Genomic DNA, 20,352 nt, shown 5'->3' on the forward strand with positions numbered 1-20,352 from the left:
GGAGTGGTTAAACATGAGTCATTTATTTACAACAAAAGCTACAGCTAAAGGCGGCCGCGGAGGTCATGTTACATCTGAAGATGGTGTGATTGACTTAAACGTTGTCATGCCAACTGAAAATACAGATGAGACAGGGACAAACCCTGAACAATTATTTGCAGCAGGTTATGCAGCTTGCTATGATGGTGCGCTTAACTTAGTCGCGAAAAATCAAAAGAAAGACATTGATTCAACAACTCACGGCGAAGTTAGCTTCATGAAAGATGAAGCGGACGGTGGCTTTAAAGTTGGCGTGAAACTTATTTCTGAAATCAGCGGTGTATCACAAGATGAAGCAGACGAATTGATGCAAGAAGCTCACAAAGTGTGCCCATATTCTAAAGCAACGCGTGGCAACATTGAAGTTGAGTTAGAAGCAGTGGTTAAATAATAACCGAGTTAAAAAACAGCAACGGCGATTTGGCCGTTGCTGTTTTTTTTGTGCGTTTGATGCAACGAATGAAGAAGTTGATTCAACACTTTGTTCATTTGAATCAAGCGCTACAAAAAGTGATTCAAGCAATATGGAATGTGGCTCAAGTAAACGAAAAGTTGAATCAAACAATGTTGGTGCACCAACAAAAAAACCAGTTAAGTACCGAACTTAACTGGCTTCAATATTAGTATTCAAGAATTTTTACTTGAACTTGGCGGCGGCCAAATCGAAATGCTTCGTCTTCACTTGGAATGAAGACATCAATCCGATTGCCTTTAATGTCACCACCAATGTCTCCAGCTACAGCTGTGCCATAACCTTCAACCCAAACTGTCGCGCCTAATGGAATAACGTTAGGGTCAACAGCAATCACTTTTTGATTAGGATTGGCTCTTAAATCAATCCCTGTATACGTCGTGCCGCTACAACCATCACAATAAGCGGTGTAAGCTGTTGCCTCCATATACATCATTTCCTTCGCGCCTTCTGATTCGCTTACTTGTTGAACATCACCAGATTGCTCATTATTATTAGATTGATTATTGCTAGATTGATTGGTGTTGTGTTCACTTGATTGATTGCTTGTGTCATTTGAGCTACTAGATTGTTGGCTTGCTACTGCTGTTTTTGGTTCTGGTTGTGGCTTAATGACGTCGATCGATTTCTTTGCTGTTAACTCTGTTGAAATCGCTTGGTATTCATTGTTAATAACTGACTCTGATTTATCTGTTGACATATCTTCGTGTGTGTTTGCCTTCTTTATATCTGAATCAAAAGCCACTAACAGAATGGCGATCAGAATGGCTGCGCCAATCATTAGTAAAATAGTTTTATTCATGTACATACCTCCGTAAATTAAACAAACTCGCAATAGGACTATGGTTCTTTTTTCAAAGCCCGAGGGCTAGTATAACAGTTACACATAACAGGTCAATCTCAATGCTTGGGCAAGTGTGTAACAGTTTCATGACAAGCTTGAAAAGAATCTCAAAATTTTAAACAGACTGATAAACGGTACAATTATGATAAATTTGAAAAGCGTATAAGCAAGGGTTAAAATAGAGTAAGTGTCAATGGTATAACAAAGGTTAAACTCCGTGTTTGATAGAGAGAAAATCACTATGAAAGATGTTGATCGTTAGGGAGGTTACATGATGAAAGTCGCGCTATTAAACGGGACAATGGTGGGATCTAAGACGAAGGTGTTGTTAGAAGAAGCTGAACATCATTTGAAAAATATATCGCATGAAATTGAAGTGGAACATATTCATTTAGATCAATACCAAATAGAGTTTGCAGATGGTCGAGCCGTTGAAGAATATGGTGAAGAAACGCAAACGCTTATCCATCAATTAGAGAAGGCTGATGGTTTCATTATCGCGACCCCTATATTTCAAGGGTCTATACCAGGCGCATTAAAAAACGCACTCGATCTTGTTTCGCCGCAAGCGATGCGCTATAAACCAGTCGCACTGATGGCTAATGGCGGCACGGTGCAGCATCATTTAGTCATTGAAAATCAATTGAAGCCAATTTTCGATTATTTCAGATGCTTAATCACACCGAATTATGTGTATACAGACTCGTCGCAGTTTTCCCATACCAATGTTTTAATAGATGAAGACGTTAAACACCGTATTTATGAATTGGCACGCGTTTTTTCGCATTATTTACCGATGAGTCAAGCTATTAAAAAAGGCGATCACTTATACTCATAACACCATATTGTTTCTTACTTTAGGAGGCTTGGACAGAAGTAGATTCGATTTTACAAAAGACGAATGTTTGAACATCGTAATAGTTAAGCACTAATGAAGCAGAATCAAAACACGTAGACGCCTGCGGGAACAGCACGCGTCTCGAGACCCCGAGAGATGCACCTGTGTCTTCTAGCAACGCTTCGAAGTAGGCTTTCTCGGTGCAAGTTACAAGGTAGCTTACTCGATGATGTTGCCTGGCTCGAGCCGTGCCCGCGGTCGACTAAAAACGGTCACGTCCTGCGCCTGCGAGTACTCGGCGCAGAATTAGTCAAGGAAGCTTATGAAATCCGCTTTTGTGGCCAACGTCGACACTAGACCATCCGGGTCGTCGGAAAGCGTCCACCGTAAACGGATCACACAATCAACAACGTACTTTAATAATGGATTTGATTAAGCATTTCTAGTGTTGTTATTCCCACTTAAAGTCAGGCTGTCTTTTGTTTAGGAAAGCATCGACGCCTTCATGGTGGTCGTTTGTTTTTCGCATGGCTGTTTGTGCAGTCGTTTCTGCTGCTAAAATAGACTTCAATTCGTCAAGCTGTTGTTGGTGATAAATCGTTTTCGTTTGAATCATCGCGAGAATAGGTGAGTTCTTGAGTTTATCCGTATATTGTTTAACCGATTGGTCCAAATCAGACGTAATGACAAAATCGATTAACCCAATTCCTTTCGCTTCATTAGCTTCTAGCTTTTTACCTTCCCAAATTAAATGTTTCGCTCGGACGGTGCCGACGCGTTGTTGCATCATGAAATGTCCAGCGCCATCTGGGATCAGCCCGATTCCGATGAAGTTCATCGCAATTTTCGCATCAGATTTCGCTAAGACGTAGTCGCAACCTAATGCCAAACTTAGGCCTAAACCAGCCGCCGATCCGTTTAAGGCGGCGATCGTGATTTTCGGCATTTGGTATAACGTTAGAACGATTTGTTCTATTATGTTCATGATGTCACTAAAAGCATTGTCGTTATCAGCACTTGCAATCATGTTCAAATCGCCACCAGCTGAAAACGCTTTCCCATTCCCTTGTAAAACGATTATTTTCGAGTCGTTTTCACTTGCTTCTTTCAATTTGGTAGCCAGCACATTTAACATTTCTTCATTCAAAGCATTAACTTGTTCAGGTCGGTTTAAGGTGATTGTGGTGACGCCATCTTCTTCGTGTAATAATACTAAATTAGACATAAAATCCCTCGCTTTAATTATATTCCAAGCTTTAATATTTTTTCATAATACGTTATCGCATCACGGTGGTTTTGTTGCGCCATTAATGATTCAGCCATTAATATGTACAATTCTTTAAGCGTTCGGTTTTCCCCACGTTGCACTAAATAGGGAATCCATTGTTGCTTCGCTTCTAGAAGAAAAGTATTAGTTGCAACAGTTTGGTTGATTTCGTGGGTTAACATCCAAAGTAAACACCGGATTTTTTGGTCGCCGATTTGTTGGCTCAATGTCTCCCCTTGGTTAATATACGATATGGCTGTGTCGTATTCCTGCAAATGATAGTGAATTTTTGCGAAAAGTTGCAAACATCGTAGTTTTTCATATGACGTGTTAAAACCTTCATAAGCTGATGTTAGATAGGTAAGAGCTTTATCCCAGTCTTCTTTTTCGATATAAAGGTATGCGATATTGTATTGGAGATTTGCTGTGACGCGTTCAGAGTCCATCATCGGTCTGGAATTAAGGACTTGAAAGAAATAGTGCTCGGCGATATCGAAAGCTTGTAACAAGGTGTAATTGATACCGAACAAAATATAACAATCAGTAATCTTAGGGTATAAGAAAGTGTTAATAAATTGTTCTTTAGCGATTTGGCAGTAATGATTACTACGTGACGGTTCATAAAGTCGAGTATATGTCGCCGCGATTAAATAATATAAGTCGGGGTCATTTAACCCGTATTCATCGAGAACGTTTTCGGCTTCGATAAAGTGTACAATCGCTTGGTGCGGGTACGCTAAATGAATATAATAAATGCCGATAATTTTGTAGAAGTAGTAGCGTTTTTTGTTTTGAAAGCTCGATTGAATGTTGAATAAGTTATCAATAGCATAGTTCGTGACGCGATCACTCTTCGTTTCAATTAAGTAATAGAGTTCGATGAGCTTAAAAAAGTGTTGTACATCGTCGTGATGAAAGGGAGATAGAGTTGCTTGAATCGTTTCATATAAATCGTGAGCTTCAGTGAAATTTTTCTTTGTAATGAGTTTATAAAGTGTTTCGATATCGTCCTCAATATCACTACCTGAAGCGGATTCAATTGAATGAGCGGGAATGCCGAGTCGTTCGCAAAGAGATTCAAAAACGGATTGACTGGGTTCGATGATTTTATTTTCGATCTTACTTAAATACGAGATCGAACAGATACCTGTCGCTAATTGTTTTTGTGATAACCCTTGTTTCGTTCGATGATATTGTATAAAAGAACTCGTATTAAACATAGCATTCACCTCATTCGTTTCTTAAACATCATTGGTTGTTGGCGATTATTGGTAACCTTATTGTAATCAAAATTAGTCAGGCTGTAAAAAATCCCTTTCGATTCATCGTCTGGAATCGAAAGGGATTGATTCATTAATGGAAATGTGATGTTTTTTCGTTTAGTTCTTCGATCATAGCCTCGAGCTTTTCGGCTTCTTGTTGTAGTTTTTGGAAGGCATTTTGTTGTTCGCTTGCTGATGCTGAAATTTCTTCAGTGCCGGCAGCTGTTTCTTCAGTGACAGAGCTAATGCTTTCCATCGTGGCTGTAATTTGTTCAGATTGTTTGCGTGACTCATCCATATTGGCGGATAGGCGTTCCAGGCGATCGTAAATTTGTCCCACATGGTCAGCAATATTGTTAAATGAGTTTTCTGATGTGTTCACAGCATCCACTTGTTGTTCGCTTAGTCGTGTTGTTTCTTCTGTTTGGTTATTGATTTGATCGACGCCTACGCGGATTTGATCGACCATTTGTTTAATATCATCCGTTGCAGACGTTGATTGGTCAGCAAGCTTACGGACTTCGTCGGCAACAACTGCGAAACCTTTACCGTGTTCGCCAGCACGAGCTGCTTCAATCGCTGCGTTTAAGGCGAGTAAATTCGTCTGTTCAGCGATGTCGTTAACGAGTGCAACAGCTTGCTCGATTTGTTCTGTATAGTGAGTGAACTGTTCAACCGACTGACGGACTTCGGACATGGCTGTTTGGTTGCGTTCCATGATCGTCTTTTGCGATACGAGTGCTTCGTGGCCGTCTTGGACCGCTTGTTGAGCATGCGTGCTTTCCTCATTCGCTTTATCGCTTTCTTCGGCGTTGGCTTCAAAATCGTGTTGCATTTTTTCGACGAGCGTGACCGCATCTTGGACGTCATTCGAGATCGATTGACTACCTTGAGCTAATTCATCTGTCGAGCTAGCGACTTGTTCGCTACCTTCTGTTAAACTCTTGATTTCGTCATTTAGTTGGGTACTAAATTCATCGACGCGACGATTAATCGAATGAATCGACTCGACGGTGTCTTTTAAGTTGTTGATCATTGTCTTGAATGATCGTTTTAATTGGCCGATTTCGTCTTTTTCTTTTTCGTCAACTTCAATGTCTAGTGATAGTTTACCAGATGCTGCTTCTTGTGCTTGACTAGATAATGATCTTAACGGATTGGCGATACGATTCGACAAACGTAATGTTAAGAGTAACGTGAATATGACGAGTACGATACTAGCGATTAAAATAGCTGTTAAAACACCAGCAATCAAGTTTTGTTGCTCTTGTGTATTGTTGTCGTACCAATTGTTACTTGCGCGTTCTAGCATGTAAGCATCGTTAACAAGTCCTGCTGTACGCAATGCTTGGCGTTGAACTTCATTCATATCTTCACTTTCTAAAGCTTGTACAGTTAGTTCTTGCCAATCATTATACTTTTCTTGCGCTTGGGTCGCCCAACGTTCTTGTTCGTCTGTTTTAACTAACTCAGTAATACCTTGAGCCATCTCTTCTGTCTGTTCTAGCTGTAATTCAGCTTCTTGTTTCGTCGCGGTAGACGGACTGTAGAAATAGGTTGTGAGTGCTTGTTCTGTCGCATGGAATTGCGCATAAATCTCTTTACTCTCTAGTAATACATCAATATCATCTTGTGATGACGCCTGTAAGTTCATCATTTCGTATGCGACATATGACACGATCAACAAACTTAAAATTAAAGGCGTCAGTGTCATAATATATAATCGTTTTTTAATTGACATTTAAAGACTCCTTCCTCGTTTAATTTCGTGCATCGTCTAACGTTTGTTGTTGTTGATCAGTCAGTTCAATGACGCGGATTGGGGCTAAGCCGACACCGTCTTGATCTAAACCTAATTCGCGGTGATTACCTTCGAGTGTCTCCCCATTAGCTAGTTGTTCCATGACATCATAAATCGCGACGTTCACGTTTTTAACCATGGATGTAACAACAGCATCTTCAGCAATCGTATATTGGTCGGTATCCACACCGAAAGCATAGATACCTTGGCTTTGTGCTTCTTGTAGTGCTCCTGTACCCGTGAAACCGGCAGATGGGAATATGTAATCAGCACCTTCATCAATCATATCAGCCGCAATATCTGCACCGAGTTGGTCATCATCAAAAGACCCAGCATACTCAGTTAAAATCTCTGTATCAGGGTTGGCTTCGCGAACACCTTCTTTAAAGCCGTTCTCAAATCGCTGGATAACATCACTTTCCACACCGCCGATGAAACCGACCGTGTCGCTTTCAGTACGCATACCAGCAATCAATCCGACTAAGTGGCTTCCTTCGTCTTCTTTAAAGGTGATAGATGTGACATTTGGTAGGTCAATTACTGCATCGATCATGACGAATTGTTGATCGGGATACTCTTCCGCTTTCGCTTCAATCGCAGGAGCTGTTGTAAAACTTAACCCGAAAATTACATCGTGGTCTTGATCGATTAATTCTTGTAATTTTGCTTCATAATCTTGATCAAGTGGTTCCCGGTAATCGAAAACAACACCTAACTCATCGCGCGCTTGGGTTAACCCTTGGAAAGCTAAGTCACTAAACGCATTATCACCAATACCACTTTCTGTGACGAGAAGCCCAGCTGACAGCGTATCGTCGCTTGAGTCTATATTCTCATTATTTGAAGAACATGCCGCCATTATAATCAGGATGAAAACAAGCAGGGCGGTCATTTTATAAAACTTCATAGAAAACCTCCTAATTTAAAATAAATGTCGAAATTTATCGGTAATTCTTACTAAGATATTATCTTATATTTCTCGATAAATTTAAAGGTTAAAGTTGGAAAAAATAAAATTCATTTGACGTTCTGATCGTTTAAGCTTAAGATTAAAAGTGACAAAATAATCAATAGAATATGTAGGTGTAAATGACAATTGTTGTTTACTTAATAGGGAAGTCCGGTGCGAATCCGGCGCGGTCCCGCCACTGTGTAGGGGAGCTACTGACCATGCCACTGTCAAATGACGGGAAGGGGTTAGACGCTTCGATCCTGAGCCAGGAGACCTGCCTATATATTTTAGCTGATTTCCTTCGGGGTTAAAGGAAACGCTATATATCAATCAAACGATTCATATATAGTTTGAAAGCCATGATGCGCTTGTTTTCTCTAAACTCACGGAGGAAATAAGCGCATTTTTTAATACAGAAAGGAAGAGGTTAAGATGATGTTAGGTAAAATGAAGCAATGGGTATTAATCGTCTTACTCGTGCTAGTTGTCGGGTTAACAGCTTGCCAAAATGGTGAAGAATCCACAGATGACACAACTAGTACAGACAATACGGAACAACAAGAATCTGAAGAGAACACTTCAGATGAAAACGACGACGACAACAGCGAAGCAAGTGAAGAATCAGAATCGACATTTCCTGTGACGATCACCGACCGAACAGATCAAGAGATAACGATCGAAGAAAAACCTGAGTCGATCGTATCTGTTATTCCGAGCGCAACAGAAATTGTATATGCCGTTGGAGCTGGTGATGCTGTTGATGGTGTGTCACAATGGGCCGATTATCCAAAAGAAGTGAACGACGTTGAAACAGTAGGAGATATGAACTTAAATATTGAAAAAATCGTGAGCTTAGAACCAGATTTAGTCGTCGCTGACGTACAAAATGCCGATGATATCGACGCGATGCGTGATGCAGGATTAAATGTATTAGTCATTGGTTCGCAAAGCTTAGATGCAGTGTACCGTGATATTGAGATGGTCGGTCAAGCAACAGGTCATATGGATCAGGCTAAGGACATCGTCAGTGATATGCGATCACGCGTCAGTGATGTGAAAGATGCGGTTAGCGACATTCCAGAAGAAGAGCGGAAGCGTGTTTGGGTCGAGGTTGGACCCCAGTTATTTTCTGGTGCACAAGGGTCGTTTTTACACGAAATTTTAACGCTTGCTGGTGGGCTTAACATTATCGGTGATCAAGAAGGTTGGCCCCAAGTGAGTGAGGAAGTGATCATTGAACAGAACCCAGATGTTATCATAACAACTTACGGTGAAACGACAGAAAATGCACACGAGAAGATCATGAACCGTGACGGTTGGGATACGATTACAGCGGTGCAAGAAGAAGCGATTTATGACATGAAAAACAACTTATTATCTCGACCTGGTCCGCGTTTGGTTGATGGTTTAGAAGAATTGGCACGAATACTTTATCCGAACGAAATGAATTAATTTTTTAAATTGAATGGATGTTACACATGACGAAACACAAAACGTTATGGCTTTCATTAATCGGTTTGCTGCTAGGGCTCGCTGTATTAATGAGTCTATCGATCTCACTCGGTTCTGCCAATATATCATTCACAACTGTCTGGCAAGTGATTTTATCGCGCGTGCCTATTGTGAATGGCTTCATAAACGGAACATGGTCGGATGCCACTGAAACGATTGTCGTCGATTTACGTATGCCGCGGATTTTGCTAGCAGCTCTTGTTGGAGCAGCATTAGCGCTTGCAGGTGCGCTTTATCAAGGGGTTTTACGTAATCCGTTAGCGGATCCGTTTATTTTAGGGGTGTCTTCGGGCGCTTCATTTGGTGCCGCTATAACGTTTGTGTTTGGCCTGCAGTTGATGTGGCTCGGTCAATTCACGTTGCCTGTTGTCGCGTTTGTGTTTGGCTTTGTCACATTAATGATTGTTTATATGATTGCTCGCATTGGGCAAAAAGTTCGCATGGAAACCATTATATTAGCAGGTGTAGTTGTTCAATCTTTCCTCGGGGCATGCTTGTCATTAGTCATGGCTTTAGCAAACGAAAAACTACAGACGATTGTGTTTTGGATGATGGGTAGTTTAACGTTAACGGACTGGAGTTATACAGCGGTTGTGTTACCTGTCATGGCTGTAACAGTCATCATATCGTTATTTTTCACACGTGAGTTAAATATGCTCGGTTTAGGCGAAGAGGTGGCCCACCATTCAGGGGTGTCTGTCGAACGGACGCGTTTCATATTATTGATTTTAGCATCGCTTATGACCGGAGCGGCTGTATCCGTCTCGGGGGCAATCGGTTTTGTCGGCTTAGTCGTCCCGCATATGATTCGGCTCATCGTTGGGTCGGATTACCGATTGATTTTGCCTCTATCACTCGTTGGTGGTGCGATTTTCCTTGTCGGGGCAGATACGTTGGCTCGGGTGGTTTTAGCACCGCGTGAGTTGCCGTTAGGTGTCATTACAGCCTTTTTAGGCGCGCCGTTTTTCATTTATTTACTCCGCCAAGCGAAGCGGGAGTATTTCTAGGAGGATGTCTATGTTATCGCTACAACATGTTACGAAAATGATCGATGCACAACCGTTAGTGTCAGATGTCTCTTTTGATGTTGAGAAGGGGCAATGCTTCGGCTTAATCGGACCGAATGGGGCAGGTAAATCGACGTTAATGAAGTTGATCTCAGGTGTGTATGATACAACAGGCGGGCAGGTGCGTTTAGATGGTCAGCCGATCAAACGGTGGTCACATAAAAAACGGGCCCAACGAGTGTCTGTGTTAACGCAAGATGGGTTGTCGCCTTACCCGATCTCAGTGCTGAATGCGGTCATGATGGGGCGTTATCCGCATTTGAAATTTTTCCAGCGTGAAAGTGACGACGATATGAAGCGGGTACAAGACGTTTTAGCGATTACAGGACTTTCAAATATGCAAGATCAAATGCTCGATACGCTTAGTGGTGGTGAACGCCAACGTGTAGCGATTGCGAAAGCGATGGTACAAGAACCGGACTTATTATTACTCGATGAGCCGACGTCTTATTTAGATATTGGGTATCAAACAGAAGTGCTTAACTTAGTGCAAGATTGGCAAAAACGGACAGGTTTAACCGTCTTAATGGTATTGCACGATTTGAATTTAGCAGCGCAGTATTGTGACCGGTTAATTTTGATGGACAAAGGGGAAGTCGTGAAAGAAGGAACGAGCGATGATATTTTGACGACGGAAACGCTCGCGACGGTTTACCAAACGACTCCTGAAATTGTTCGTCATCCGACAAAAAATATTCCACAAATTTTACTCTAAAGGCATCTTCCGTCAATCATGTTATGTATAATAGAATAGACAAGAGTACGTAGCTATGAATGGGAGATGACACATGTATGGAATGGCGTAATATATATCGTGGTATATTAATGGGAATTAGTGATATTGTCCCTGGTGTGAGCGGTGGAACGATCGCTGTTGTATTAGGTATTTATCAACGATTAATTGAAGCCATTAATGGTGTATTATCGCGCGAATGGAAGAAACATTTTGCCTTTCTAATTCCATTAGGAGTAGGTGTATTATTCGCGTTGTTTACGCTTGCCAATGCGATTGATTGGTTGTTTGAACATTATCCGAATCAAATTCAATTTTTATTTATCGGTCTTATCATTGGGATTATTCCGATGTTGTTAAAGAAAGCGAATGTATCGTCGACGTTTGGGGCGACGCATTATAGTTTATTTGTATTAGCAGCTATTCTTGTCGCGTCAATGGCGTTTTTCCAAGAAGGCGTATCCGATGCGATAACAACGTTTGATGCTAGAACGTATGTATTGTTGTTTTTATCAGGGTGGCTGGCAAGTTCGGCAATGATTTTGCCTGGTATTAGCGGATCGATGTTGTTGCTTATTGTCGGCATGTACCCGACGTTTACGTACGTTTTAGGTGATGTTATTATTCAAGGCTTGATTCCATTAGCGCTTGGTATAGGATTCGGTCTGTTAGTGATGAGTAAAATTATACGTTATTTTTTAACGCATTATTTTTATCAAATGTATGCGTTGATTATTGGACTCGTGGTCGGATCTGTTGTCGTGGTGTATCCAGGGTTTCAGCCGAGTTTTATATTAAATATTATAAGTGTTGCTCTTATTGGTGTCGGCATTTATGTCGCTGTGTTGCTCGGGAAGTTAGAGCATCAAGGATAAAGAAGAAAACGGGGTCATCCTACTATAAAAGTAGGGTGACTCAGTTTTTTTATTACAAGTTATTGTGCGTTCTTCGATTTATTTGGGCGTGTTTGCTATGAATTGGGCGAGACTGGCTATGAATTGAGCAGCTTTGCGTTATAATAGAGTGAGTTAAGTTTTAATTGAGCGACTTTCTCTATGGAATGAGTGACTCTAGATCATAATTGAGCAACTCTTGATTATAAACGGTGGAAAGTCGGTTTGAGCTGATCAAATGTTGTGACGTATTTGAATCCGATATCACGCAGTAGGTCATAGCTTGATTCGATGTGGTCGCCGACGCGTTCTGGTTTGTGCGCGTCAGAACCAACCGTCACAATCTCGCCGCCCATATCATAATACATTTTCAAAATATCACGCGTTGGGTGCACGCGGTCCATGCCATATTTATAGCCCGATGTATTAATTTCAATTCCTTGTCCACGAGGAATGATCACTTTAAAAATTTCTTCAATCACATCATGAAAATGATACACACCTGGTTCGTATTTATAACGGGTCACTAAGTCAATGTGGCCCAAAATACTAAAACCATCGAAAGCCTTCGCACATTCGAATAATTCGGTATAATATTTTTCATACGCGTCGTTTAAAGATTGGCCTTCAAATAGTCGACCAGAGTGTAAGTCTTTGTTGTCTGTCGTATGCATTGAGCCAATGACAAAATCAAATGAGTGCTGTTGCAGTAGTTGTTGATATCGTTCGGTCAAATGGGGTTGGAACCCGAGTTCTATCCCTTTACGGATCGTGATTTGGTCGCCGTATTGTTGTTGCATCGAACGGATGGATTGATGATAACGTTCGAGGTCGACATCAAAGTGAATCGACGGGTCAGGATAGTCGTAATCGATGTGTTCAGTGAATGACAATTCTTGAACACCGCGAGCGATACCCGCCTCAATCATGCTTTCCATCGGTGCGTCACAATCGGCAGAGAAATTAGAGTGCATATGGTTATCAAACATGGTATCATCCTTTCTAACGGTCTTATTTTAATAGCTTGACAGGACACGACGCAATCGTTAAAATATAAAACATAAACTTTATTCTGATAAAGTGATAAACTAATAGAGTGATAAAGGGTGGAAATTATGGCATTAAACCAACCGTTACCACAAGGGGTAACTGATTTGTATGCGCAAGAGTATGAGTTAAAACAAACGATAATCGATCGGTTAAAACAACTCTACCATCATTATGGATGCCAACCCATTCAAACGCCAACATTTGAATACTATGATTTATTTATGAATATACCAGGAACGATGAATGATGACCAGATGATCAAGTTGATTGATACGGATGGGAAAGTCCTCGTGCTACGACCAGATGCGACAGTACCGATTGCTAGAATGGCATCTCAAGCTAAATCAGACATGCCATTATTAAATAAAATGTACTATGTCACCAATATTTTTCGCATGGAAAGCGGCGAATCAGATCGAACATCGCGCTCATTTTCACAAGTGGGTGTTGAGTGGTTTGATGACGGTCGTGAACTAAATGATATAGAAATGGTGATTTTAGCCGTTGATACGTTGAAACAAATTGAAGTGAGTGATATTCAACTCGAGCTAGGTCAAGCAGGTTTTTTCCGAGCACTCATGGATGAAGCGCAATTAGATGCTGAGACAGAGGCGTTAATTCAAGCAAAACTCGAAGCAAAAAATGAATACGAACTAAGCGATTTATTAGAGTCATTGCAAGTAAGTGATGAAGTAAAACAGGCATTATTACGGCTGCCGCATTTATTCGGTGAAGCGAATCACGTGCTAAAAGATGCGAAGTCGGTTGCCATCAATGATCAAATGGCAAAAGCACTCGATCAATTAACAGGATTAGTTGAGCATTTAACCGAACTAGGTTATGCCGACTATATTTCGATCGATTTAGGCTTAGTCAATCATTTGAATTACTATACTGGTGTGATGTTTCAAGGTTATGTTGAAGGGTATGGTAAACCAGTGATTCAAGGCGGTCGTTATGATCAGTTGATGACTTACTTTAATTTAGAATCGAGTGCCATTGGCTTCGGCGTTTATATTGATGATTTGCTTCGTATTGTTAAACAACAGCAAACATTGCAGTTAGAAGAGCCAAACCAAGCTGTCATTTTGACGAATCATACGACGACAAAAGAGGCGTTTAGTTTGGCCCAGTCATTGCGACAAAACCAAATTGTCACCTCGATTGCTTATGAAGATGATGTTGTTGATGAATCGAGTATCATCATTGATATTGTCTCTAAAACGGTCAATATCAACGGTGACAAACAACCATTTGAAACAATCGATCAAGTCTTAACGAAAGTAGGCATAACGTATGGAACCGATTAAAATCGCCTTAGCAAAAGGACGTTTAGCGGATCTTAGTCTTGAGATTTTTGAACAAATTGGCATTACATTTTCGTCTTATTACGAGAAATCGCGTAAACTGACTTTTTTAAGTGATGATGGCCAGTATGAGTTAATTTTAGTGAAAGCGATGGATGTGGGCACTTACGTCGAAAACGGCGCTGCCGACATGGGTGTTGCAGGTAAAGATACATTGCTTGAAGCGGGAGCTGATGTGTTTGAACTGGTCGATCTAGGCTTTGGGCGCTGCGAATTTGCGGTGGCAGGTAAGCCAGGTACTGATTTATCAGATTACCAGCCGTTAACTATAGGAACAAAATACCCGAAAATTACGAATGACTACTTCCAATCACAAGGACGCCAAGTGGAAACGATTAAATTAAACGGGTCGGTTGAGCTTGCCCCGCTTGTTGGGTTAAGCGATGTCATTGTCGATATTGTCGAAACGGGGAATACACTGAAAGAAAACAATCTCGATGTGCTAGAAACGATGCTGTCGATTAGTGCGAGACTCGTCGTAAATAAAGCGAGCTTCAAAACAAAAGGAACCTCTATTCGTCCCGTCATTGACCAAGTAAAAGCTATTATCGATAACAAAGGACGTGTCACGGATGAAGATTAATGTGATTGAAGAACAAGATATCGCTGAAATTGTCACCAATCGAAAAAATCGCGACGCTGTTCAGTATGATGTGATTGATGAACGCGTTAAGTCGATTGTTCAAACGATTAGACGCGATGGCGACGAAGCGGTTCGCGGTTATATTAAATCGTTGGACGGTGTCGATTTAAACAATGTCGTCGTTTCAGCTCAAGAGATAGAAGAAGCCTATACACGCGTTAGCGATGACATGATGGCTGTTTTAACGGAAGCGAAAGAAAACATTCAGACGTATCATGCGAAACAAAAAGAGACGTCATGGTATTCGCACAATGCAGATGGTGTTTGGTTAGGCCAACAAGTTACACCGATTGTTCGTATTGGCGTTTATGTGCCCGGCGGTAAAGCAGCCTATCCGTCGACGGTGCTTATGAATATTATGCCAGCTGTCGTTGCTGGAGTGAGCGACATTACTGTGACGACACCTGTTCAGCCAGATGGGACGGTTAATCCGATGACGTTAGTCGGGGCTGATTTAGCAGGGGCGAGTCGCATTCTTAAAATCGGTGGTGCGCACGGTATTGCGACATTAGCGTATGGGACAGAATCGATTACGCCAGTTGATAAAATTGTTGGCCCAGGTAATGCGTATGTCGCTCGAGCGAAAAAATACGTCTTCGGTGATGTGGGGATTGATATGATTGCCGGGCCGAGTGAAGTTTGCGTCGTCGCAGATGAAACAGCCAATCCGGCATACGTTGCAGCGGATTTGCTCGCACAAGCGGAGCATGACGAGCTAGCTTCAGCTGTAGCCGTCACGACGAGTGAAGCGATAGCCTCAGCGATACAAACTGAAGTGGAGAGGCAAATGAAAACACGTGACCGTCAAGCGATTTTACAAGAATCGGTAACGAATCAGGGTGCTATTTACGTTACAACAGACCTTGAAATGGCGATGACATTTGTGAATGCGTGGGCACCAGAGCATTTAGAGTTGCAAATCTCTCATCCGTTTGAATGGTTGCCGAGTGTTAAACATGCTGGCGCAATCTTTCTTGGCCATTATACACCAGAGCCGCTCGGTGATTATTTTGCTGGTCCAAACCATACATTACCAACGAATGGAACGGCTAAATTCTCATCACCACTCGGCGTCTATGATTTCATGAAAAAATCGAGTGTCATTTATTATACAGATGACGCATTGGAACAAGTGAGACAACAAGTCGAACAATTCGCAGGCGAAGAAGGATTAGACGGTCACCGCGATGCCGTTCGAATTCGGTTTGATGAAAAGTAGGAGGTTTTAGCATGCGACAAGCGATGATCACGCGTAACACGAGTGAAACAGCGATTGAGTTATCATATGTCCTCGATGGCAAAAAAGAAGTCGAAGTCGATACAGGTGTTGGCTTTTTCGATCATATGCTGACGTTATTTGCGGCACACGGATCGTTTGATCTCACCGCAAAAGCAGATGGAGACGTTTATGTTGACGATCATCATACAGTTGAAGACGTCGGCATTGTTTTAGGACAAGCCTTTAAAGAAGCACTTGGCGACAAACGTGGTATTAAACGATACGCTTCTGATTTTACGCCGATGGATGAAGCCTTGAGCTTAGTATCCATTGACGTATCTAATCGGCCATATTTAGTCTTTGATGTCGATGAATTATCCGAAAAAGTCGGCACATTTGATACTGAACTCGTCGAAGAATTTTTCCGCGCGTTTGTGAATCAAGCAGGCGTGACGTTACACATTAAGTTAATGCATGGTTCGAATAACCACCATATCATTGAATCAATTTTCAAAGGATTTGGTCGTGTGTTAAAAGAGGCTGTCACAGTCCATGATGACGACGGCAGTGTACCGTCTACAAAAGGGACATTGTCGGAATAAGGAGATACGCTATGATTGCAATAATAGATTACGGAGCAGGTAATTTAAAAAACGTGAAGCATGCCCTAACGTTATTAAACATCGATTCGTATATAACAGGTAATCCGCGTGAACTCACGCAAGCAGATGGCATCATTTTACCCGGTGTCGGTGCGTTCGGTGAAGCGATGAAACGGCTACGCGAGCAAGGGTTTGTTGATGAAATTGTTAGTCAAGTGAATGACGGTAAGCCATTGCTAGGTATATGCCTTGGTATGCAATTGTTATTTGATAAAAGCTATGAACATGGTGAACATGACGGTTTAGGATTGATTGATGGTGAGATTGTTCGTTTTTCAAGTCGTGAAAAAGTGCCGCATATGGGCTGGAATCAATTACGTTTAAAACAGACAACACCCTTAAATGATCGTGTTCAAGATGGTGATTATGTCTATTTCGTTCATTCGTATTATGCACGCGCTAAGGACGAAAATGATATCTTGCATGAAACAACGTATGGTGATACGTTCACATCAGCCGTGAAACGTGATCACGTAATGGGTATGCAATATCACCCAGAAAAAAGTTCGCGTGTCGGCATGCAGTTATTAAAGAATTTCGGGGAGATGGTGAGATGAGGATTTTTCCAGCGATCGATTTGCGCAACAAACAGTGTGTTCGGTTAAAGCAAGGCGATTACAATGACGAGACAGTTTACGGTGATCCGCTTGAGATGGCAAGGCAATGGGAAGACGCGGGTGCGAGTTATTTGCATTTAGTCGATTTAGACGCTGCGAAAGGAGACCCATCGGAAAATGTCGGCGTCATTGAAACGATTGCGAATCATGTATCGATCCCCGTTCAAGTCGGCGGTGGCGTCCGCGACCTCGACCGGATTCAATCTTTGTTAGATGCAGGCGTTGAACGTGTCATCTTAGGAACAGCAGCGGTGAAAGACCCTACCTTTGCCCGAGATGCCGTGAAACAATTTGGCAGTAAACGTATTGTCGTCTCGATTGATGCGCGCGAGGGTTATGTTGCGACTGATGGTTGGCTCGAAACGTCTGACTTAGAAGCGGTCGATTTTGCGACCCAAATGCAGTCTTATGGTGTGAAGACGATCGTTTATACCGATATCGCGAAAGATGGCATGTTGAAAGGACCGAATGTCGATGCTTTGTACGAAATGAATGAAGCAACCGCCCTTAATGTTATTGCCTCTGGTGGCGTTTCATCGCTTAAAGATATTCGCGCGTTAAGCGACATTAAATTGTACGGCGCAATCGTTGGGAAAGCTTTATACGAAAACAAAGTCACGCTAGAAGCGATCATGAAGGAGTCTTCAACATGTTAGCGAAACGCATAGTGCCATGTTTAGACGTACAAGATGGGCGCGTCGTGAAAGGGAAAAAATTTGCCGATATTCAAGACGTCGCAGACCCAGTTGAACTTGGTAAACGTTATAGTGAATTAGGTGCTGATGAACTCGTCTTTTATGACATTACGGCATCGCACGAAAAACGAAATATTTTTCTAGACGTTGTCGAACGCGTCGCAGAAGAAGTGCACATCCCGTTCACGGTCGGCGGTGGTATTCGTTCGGTTGACGATTTTCGCGCTGTATTAAATGCTGGTGCGGACAAAGTATCCGTTAATAGTGCCGCTGTTCACAATCCGTCGTTAATTGATGAGGCGTCTGTTCGCTTCGGTAATCAATGTGTCGTGCTATCGATTGATGCGAAAGAAGAAAACGGTGAATGGTACGTGTTTGTTAAAGGTGGCCGTGAGAATACGGGCCGTACCTTGTTAGAGTGGGCGATAGAAGGTGAAAAACGTGGTGCCGGGGAGATCGTGTTAAACGTCATGGATACAGATGGTGTGAAAGAAGGCTACCGGAGTGATGTGATGGCGATGCTGAGTGAGCGCGTTAATATTCCTGTCGTCGCATCAGGTGGAGCTGGCAAAAGCGAACACTTTCTTGATGTATTAACACAAGGTCAGGCTGATGCTGCGCTAGCCGCCTCTGTTTTTCACTTTAATGAAATCGACATTACCGAATTAAAACACTATTTATATAACCATGAACTTCCGATAAGGTTAGGGTGATCACAATGGAATCGTTAAACATACAATTCGACGAGCAAGGACTCGTCCCCGCCATCGTACAAGATGTAACGTCGGGTGAGGTCCTCATGCTTGCTTATATGAACGAAACATCGCTAAATAAAACGATTGAAACGAAACGAACGTGGTTTTACAGCCGTAGTCGTGATGAATTATGGCAAAAAGGAGCCACATCTGGTCACGAGCAACATGTGAAACAATTATACTATGATTGCGACCAAGACGCATTGCTCGTGAAAGTAGAACAAATCGGTCCCGCATGTCATACCGGCGCAAACAGTTGTTTTTATCGTGAAGTCGACTTAGGCGAGAAACCTCATTATGATCGCCAAATTATCCAAGAGGTATTCGAGTCGATTCAAGACCGTCGTGACAACCCTAAGTCAGGATCTTATACAAACTATTTATTTGATGAAGGCGTCGATAAAGTTTTGAAAAAGATTAGTGAAGAGTCTGGCGAAGTCATTATTGGCGCGAAAAATAAAGATAACGAAAACTTATCGATGGAGATAGCAGATTTGATCTATCACACACTCGTGTTAATGGCTATGCGAGGTCTTACGATTGAAGACGTTAAAGCCGTATTAACTGAACGCATGAAAGGGGATTCGGATGAGTAAGTTTTGGAGTCGGACAGTTCAAGAAGCTGAACCTTATGTTCCAGGTGAGCAGCCGACAGAGACAGATATTATTAAGTTAAATACCAATGAAAATCCGTACCCGCCATCACCAAAAGCGATTCAAGCGATGGAGGACTCTATAACGAGTGATTTACGGAAATATCCGAGTCCGACAGCTGAGCGTCTTAAGGCGATTATAGCCGAACGTGAGCATGTCACATCAGATCAAGTATTTGTCGGTAACGGGTCAGATGAGGTGCTAGCCTTTGCGTTTCAAGCCTTTTTCGAGCCTGATCAAACGATTAAAATGCCGGCTATTACGTATAGTTTTTACCCAGTGTATGCTAATTTGTATGATATTCCGTTTGAGCAAGTCCCGCTGAATGATGATTTATCTATTCAAGTCGATGGCTTAAAGCAGTCTGTCGGAGGTGTCATTTTCCCTAATCCGAACGCACCGACAGGGCTAGCGTTATCATTAAGTGATGTAGAGTCGATCGTTCAAGCGAATCCAGCTCAAGTGGTGATAGTCGATGAAGCGTACGTCGAATTTGGGGCTGAGTCGGCTGTAGCATTAACGACGCAATACCCGAACCTACTCGTCACCAAGACGTTATCGAAGTCCCATGCTTTAGCTGGTATGCGTATCGGCTATGCGATTGGACACACTGGTTTGATCGAAGGTTTAGAGCGAATTAAAAATTCATTTAATTCATATACGATGAATCGCGTGTCTTTAGCTGGGGCAGAAGAGGCCTTAGCAGATGATGCATATTATGACCAGGTGTTAAGTGATATTGTCGTGACAAGAGATTGGGTGACTGAACGATTAAAAGGTTTAGGTTTTTGGGTGTCGAATTCGAAAGCGAACTTTTTGTTTGTACAACCTGTCGGGATTGAGGCAGACGTGTTGTACAATGAATTGAAGGCACAAGGTATTTATATTCGATATTTTAATAAACCAGGGTTAACTGGCTTCGTTCGGATTTCGATCGGCACGGATGATGAGATGACAAAATTGATAGATGCCATAGAAAATATGGTGTAAACAACGCCGCGAGGTCACGT

At 42.0% G+C, this 20,352-nt stretch carries 22 protein-coding genes and 1 riboswitch; of the genes, 16 read left to right on the forward strand and 6 right to left on the reverse strand.

What is annotated here, in order from left to right; genetic code table 11:
- The first annotated feature begins 13 nt into the window (after positions 1-13).
- Positions 14-430, forward strand: a complete 417-nt coding sequence (locus ABID56_RS09970) for an organic hydroperoxide resistance protein (protein ID WP_354220762.1) — start codon at positions 14-16, stop codon at positions 428-430.
- Positions 431-498: 68 nt separating this feature from the next.
- Positions 499-663, forward strand: a complete 165-nt coding sequence (locus ABID56_RS09975; protein ID WP_354220764.1) for a hypothetical protein — start codon at positions 499-501, stop codon at positions 661-663.
- Here ABID56_RS09975 and ABID56_RS09980 read toward each other — a convergent pair.
- Entirely contained in the window at positions 660-1,313 is a 654-nt protein-coding gene (locus tag ABID56_RS09980; RefSeq protein ID WP_354220766.1) for a 3D domain-containing protein, read from the reverse strand. The genes ABID56_RS09975 and ABID56_RS09980 overlap by 4 nt on opposite strands.
- Positions 1,314-1,629: 316 nt before the next feature.
- Here ABID56_RS09980 and ABID56_RS09985 point away from each other — a divergent pair, with 316 nt between their 5' ends.
- Positions 1,630-2,193: an NADPH-dependent FMN reductase gene (locus ABID56_RS09985; RefSeq protein ID WP_354220768.1), complete on the forward strand. Its 564-nt coding sequence runs from the start codon at positions 1,630-1,632 to the stop codon at positions 2,191-2,193.
- 451 nt (positions 2,194-2,644) lie between these two features.
- Here the strand turns inward: ABID56_RS09985 and ABID56_RS09990 are convergent, their stop codons facing one another.
- The 4 genes from ABID56_RS09990 to ABID56_RS10005 all read right to left on the reverse strand — a co-directional run bounded on the left by ABID56_RS09990 (position 2,645) and on the right by ABID56_RS10005 (position 7,430).
- Positions 2,645-3,418, reverse strand: coding sequence for an enoyl-CoA hydratase (locus tag ABID56_RS09990; RefSeq protein ID WP_354220770.1), 774 nt, complete (start codon positions 3,416-3,418; stop codon positions 2,645-2,647).
- A 17-nt stretch (positions 3,419-3,435) separates the two neighbouring features.
- Entirely contained in the window at positions 3,436-4,680 is a 1,245-nt protein-coding gene (locus ABID56_RS09995) for a helix-turn-helix domain-containing protein (protein ID WP_354220772.1), read from the reverse strand.
- A 133-nt stretch (positions 4,681-4,813) separates the two neighbouring features.
- Positions 4,814-6,463 (reverse strand): methyl-accepting chemotaxis protein, encoded by a 1,650-nt coding sequence (locus ABID56_RS10000; protein WP_354220774.1) that lies wholly within the window; start codon positions 6,461-6,463, stop codon positions 4,814-4,816.
- A 19-nt stretch (positions 6,464-6,482) separates the two neighbouring features.
- On the reverse strand, positions 6,483-7,430 hold the full coding sequence (locus ABID56_RS10005; protein ID WP_354220776.1) for a BMP family lipoprotein: 948 nt from the start codon (positions 7,428-7,430) through the stop codon (positions 6,483-6,485).
- Positions 7,431-7,587: 157 nt separating this feature from the next.
- Positions 7,588-7,771, forward strand: a riboswitch (cobalamin riboswitch).
- A 136-nt stretch (positions 7,772-7,907) separates the two neighbouring features.
- On the opposite strand from ABID56_RS10005, the gene ABID56_RS10010 reads away from it, so the two are divergent.
- The 4 genes from ABID56_RS10010 to ABID56_RS10025 all read left to right on the forward strand — a co-directional run bounded on the left by ABID56_RS10010 (position 7,908) and on the right by ABID56_RS10025 (position 11,662).
- Positions 7,908-8,927, forward strand: coding sequence for an ABC transporter substrate-binding protein (locus tag ABID56_RS10010; RefSeq protein WP_354220778.1), 1,020 nt, complete (start codon positions 7,908-7,910; stop codon positions 8,925-8,927).
- 26 nt (positions 8,928-8,953) lie between these two features.
- Positions 8,954-9,994: a FecCD family ABC transporter permease gene (locus ABID56_RS10015; RefSeq protein WP_354220780.1), complete on the forward strand. Its 1,041-nt coding sequence runs from the start codon at positions 8,954-8,956 to the stop codon at positions 9,992-9,994.
- 10 nt (positions 9,995-10,004) lie between these two features.
- Positions 10,005-10,769, forward strand: coding sequence for an ABC transporter ATP-binding protein (locus ABID56_RS10020; RefSeq protein WP_354220782.1), 765 nt, complete (start codon positions 10,005-10,007; stop codon positions 10,767-10,769).
- Positions 10,770-10,846: 77 nt separating this feature from the next.
- Positions 10,847-11,662: a DUF368 domain-containing protein gene (locus ABID56_RS10025; RefSeq protein ID WP_354220784.1), complete on the forward strand. Its 816-nt coding sequence runs from the start codon at positions 10,847-10,849 to the stop codon at positions 11,660-11,662.
- A gap of 221 nt (positions 11,663-11,883) precedes the next feature.
- On the opposite strand, the gene ABID56_RS10030 is transcribed toward ABID56_RS10025, so the two are convergent.
- Positions 11,884-12,669 (reverse strand): histidinol-phosphatase HisJ family protein, encoded by a 786-nt coding sequence (locus tag ABID56_RS10030; RefSeq protein ID WP_354220786.1) that lies wholly within the window; start codon positions 12,667-12,669, stop codon positions 11,884-11,886.
- Positions 12,670-12,795: 126 nt separating this feature from the next.
- Here ABID56_RS10030 and hisZ point away from each other — a divergent pair, with 126 nt between their 5' ends.
- The 9 genes from hisZ to hisC are packed head-to-tail and all read left to right on the forward strand — an operon-like array spanning position 12,796 to position 20,332.
- Positions 12,796-14,040: an ATP phosphoribosyltransferase regulatory subunit gene (gene hisZ, locus ABID56_RS10035; RefSeq protein ID WP_354220788.1), complete on the forward strand. Its 1,245-nt coding sequence runs from the start codon at positions 12,796-12,798 to the stop codon at positions 14,038-14,040.
- Positions 14,027-14,680, forward strand: coding sequence for an ATP phosphoribosyltransferase (hisG, locus tag ABID56_RS10040; protein ID WP_354220790.1), 654 nt, complete (start codon positions 14,027-14,029; stop codon positions 14,678-14,680). Before hisZ ends, hisG begins: the two co-directional genes overlap by 14 nt.
- Entirely contained in the window at positions 14,670-15,959 is a 1,290-nt protein-coding gene (hisD, locus tag ABID56_RS10045; protein WP_354220792.1) for a histidinol dehydrogenase, read from the forward strand. The genes hisG and hisD overlap by 11 nt, the downstream gene beginning before the upstream one ends.
- An 11-nt stretch (positions 15,960-15,970) precedes the next feature.
- On the forward strand, positions 15,971-16,561 hold the full coding sequence (gene hisB / locus ABID56_RS10050; RefSeq protein WP_354220794.1) for an imidazoleglycerol-phosphate dehydratase HisB: 591 nt from the start codon (positions 15,971-15,973) through the stop codon (positions 16,559-16,561).
- An 11-nt stretch (positions 16,562-16,572) separates the two neighbouring features.
- The gene (hisH, locus tag ABID56_RS10055) at positions 16,573-17,178 is read left to right on the forward strand and encodes an imidazole glycerol phosphate synthase subunit HisH (RefSeq protein WP_354220796.1); all 606 of its coding nucleotides are present in this window, start codon (positions 16,573-16,575) and stop codon (positions 17,176-17,178) included.
- On the forward strand, positions 17,175-17,894 hold the full coding sequence (hisA, locus tag ABID56_RS10060; protein ID WP_354220798.1) for a 1-(5-phosphoribosyl)-5-[(5-phosphoribosylamino)methylideneamino]imidazole-4-carboxamide isomerase: 720 nt from the start codon (positions 17,175-17,177) through the stop codon (positions 17,892-17,894). Before hisH ends, hisA begins: the two co-directional genes overlap by 4 nt.
- A complete protein-coding gene (gene hisF, locus ABID56_RS10065) occupies positions 17,888-18,646 on the forward strand; it encodes an imidazole glycerol phosphate synthase subunit HisF (protein ID WP_354220800.1) in 759 nt (252 codons plus the stop codon). Before hisA ends, hisF begins: the two co-directional genes overlap by 7 nt.
- Before the next feature lie 5 nt (positions 18,647-18,651).
- On the forward strand, positions 18,652-19,284 hold the full coding sequence (gene hisIE, locus ABID56_RS10070; RefSeq protein ID WP_354220802.1) for a bifunctional phosphoribosyl-AMP cyclohydrolase/phosphoribosyl-ATP diphosphatase HisIE: 633 nt from the start codon (positions 18,652-18,654) through the stop codon (positions 19,282-19,284).
- Positions 19,277-20,332, forward strand: a complete 1,056-nt coding sequence (gene hisC / locus ABID56_RS10075; protein WP_354220804.1) for a histidinol-phosphate transaminase — start codon at positions 19,277-19,279, stop codon at positions 20,330-20,332. The genes hisIE and hisC overlap by 8 nt, the downstream gene beginning before the upstream one ends.
- The last annotated feature ends 20 nt before the right edge of the window (positions 20,333-20,352 follow it).

Origin of the sequence: Alkalibacillus flavidus, from assembly GCF_040545925.1 — a bacterium.
In the GTDB taxonomy this organism is placed as follows: domain Bacteria; phylum Bacillota; class Bacilli; order Bacillales; family Alkalibacillaceae; genus Alkalibacillus; species Alkalibacillus flavidus.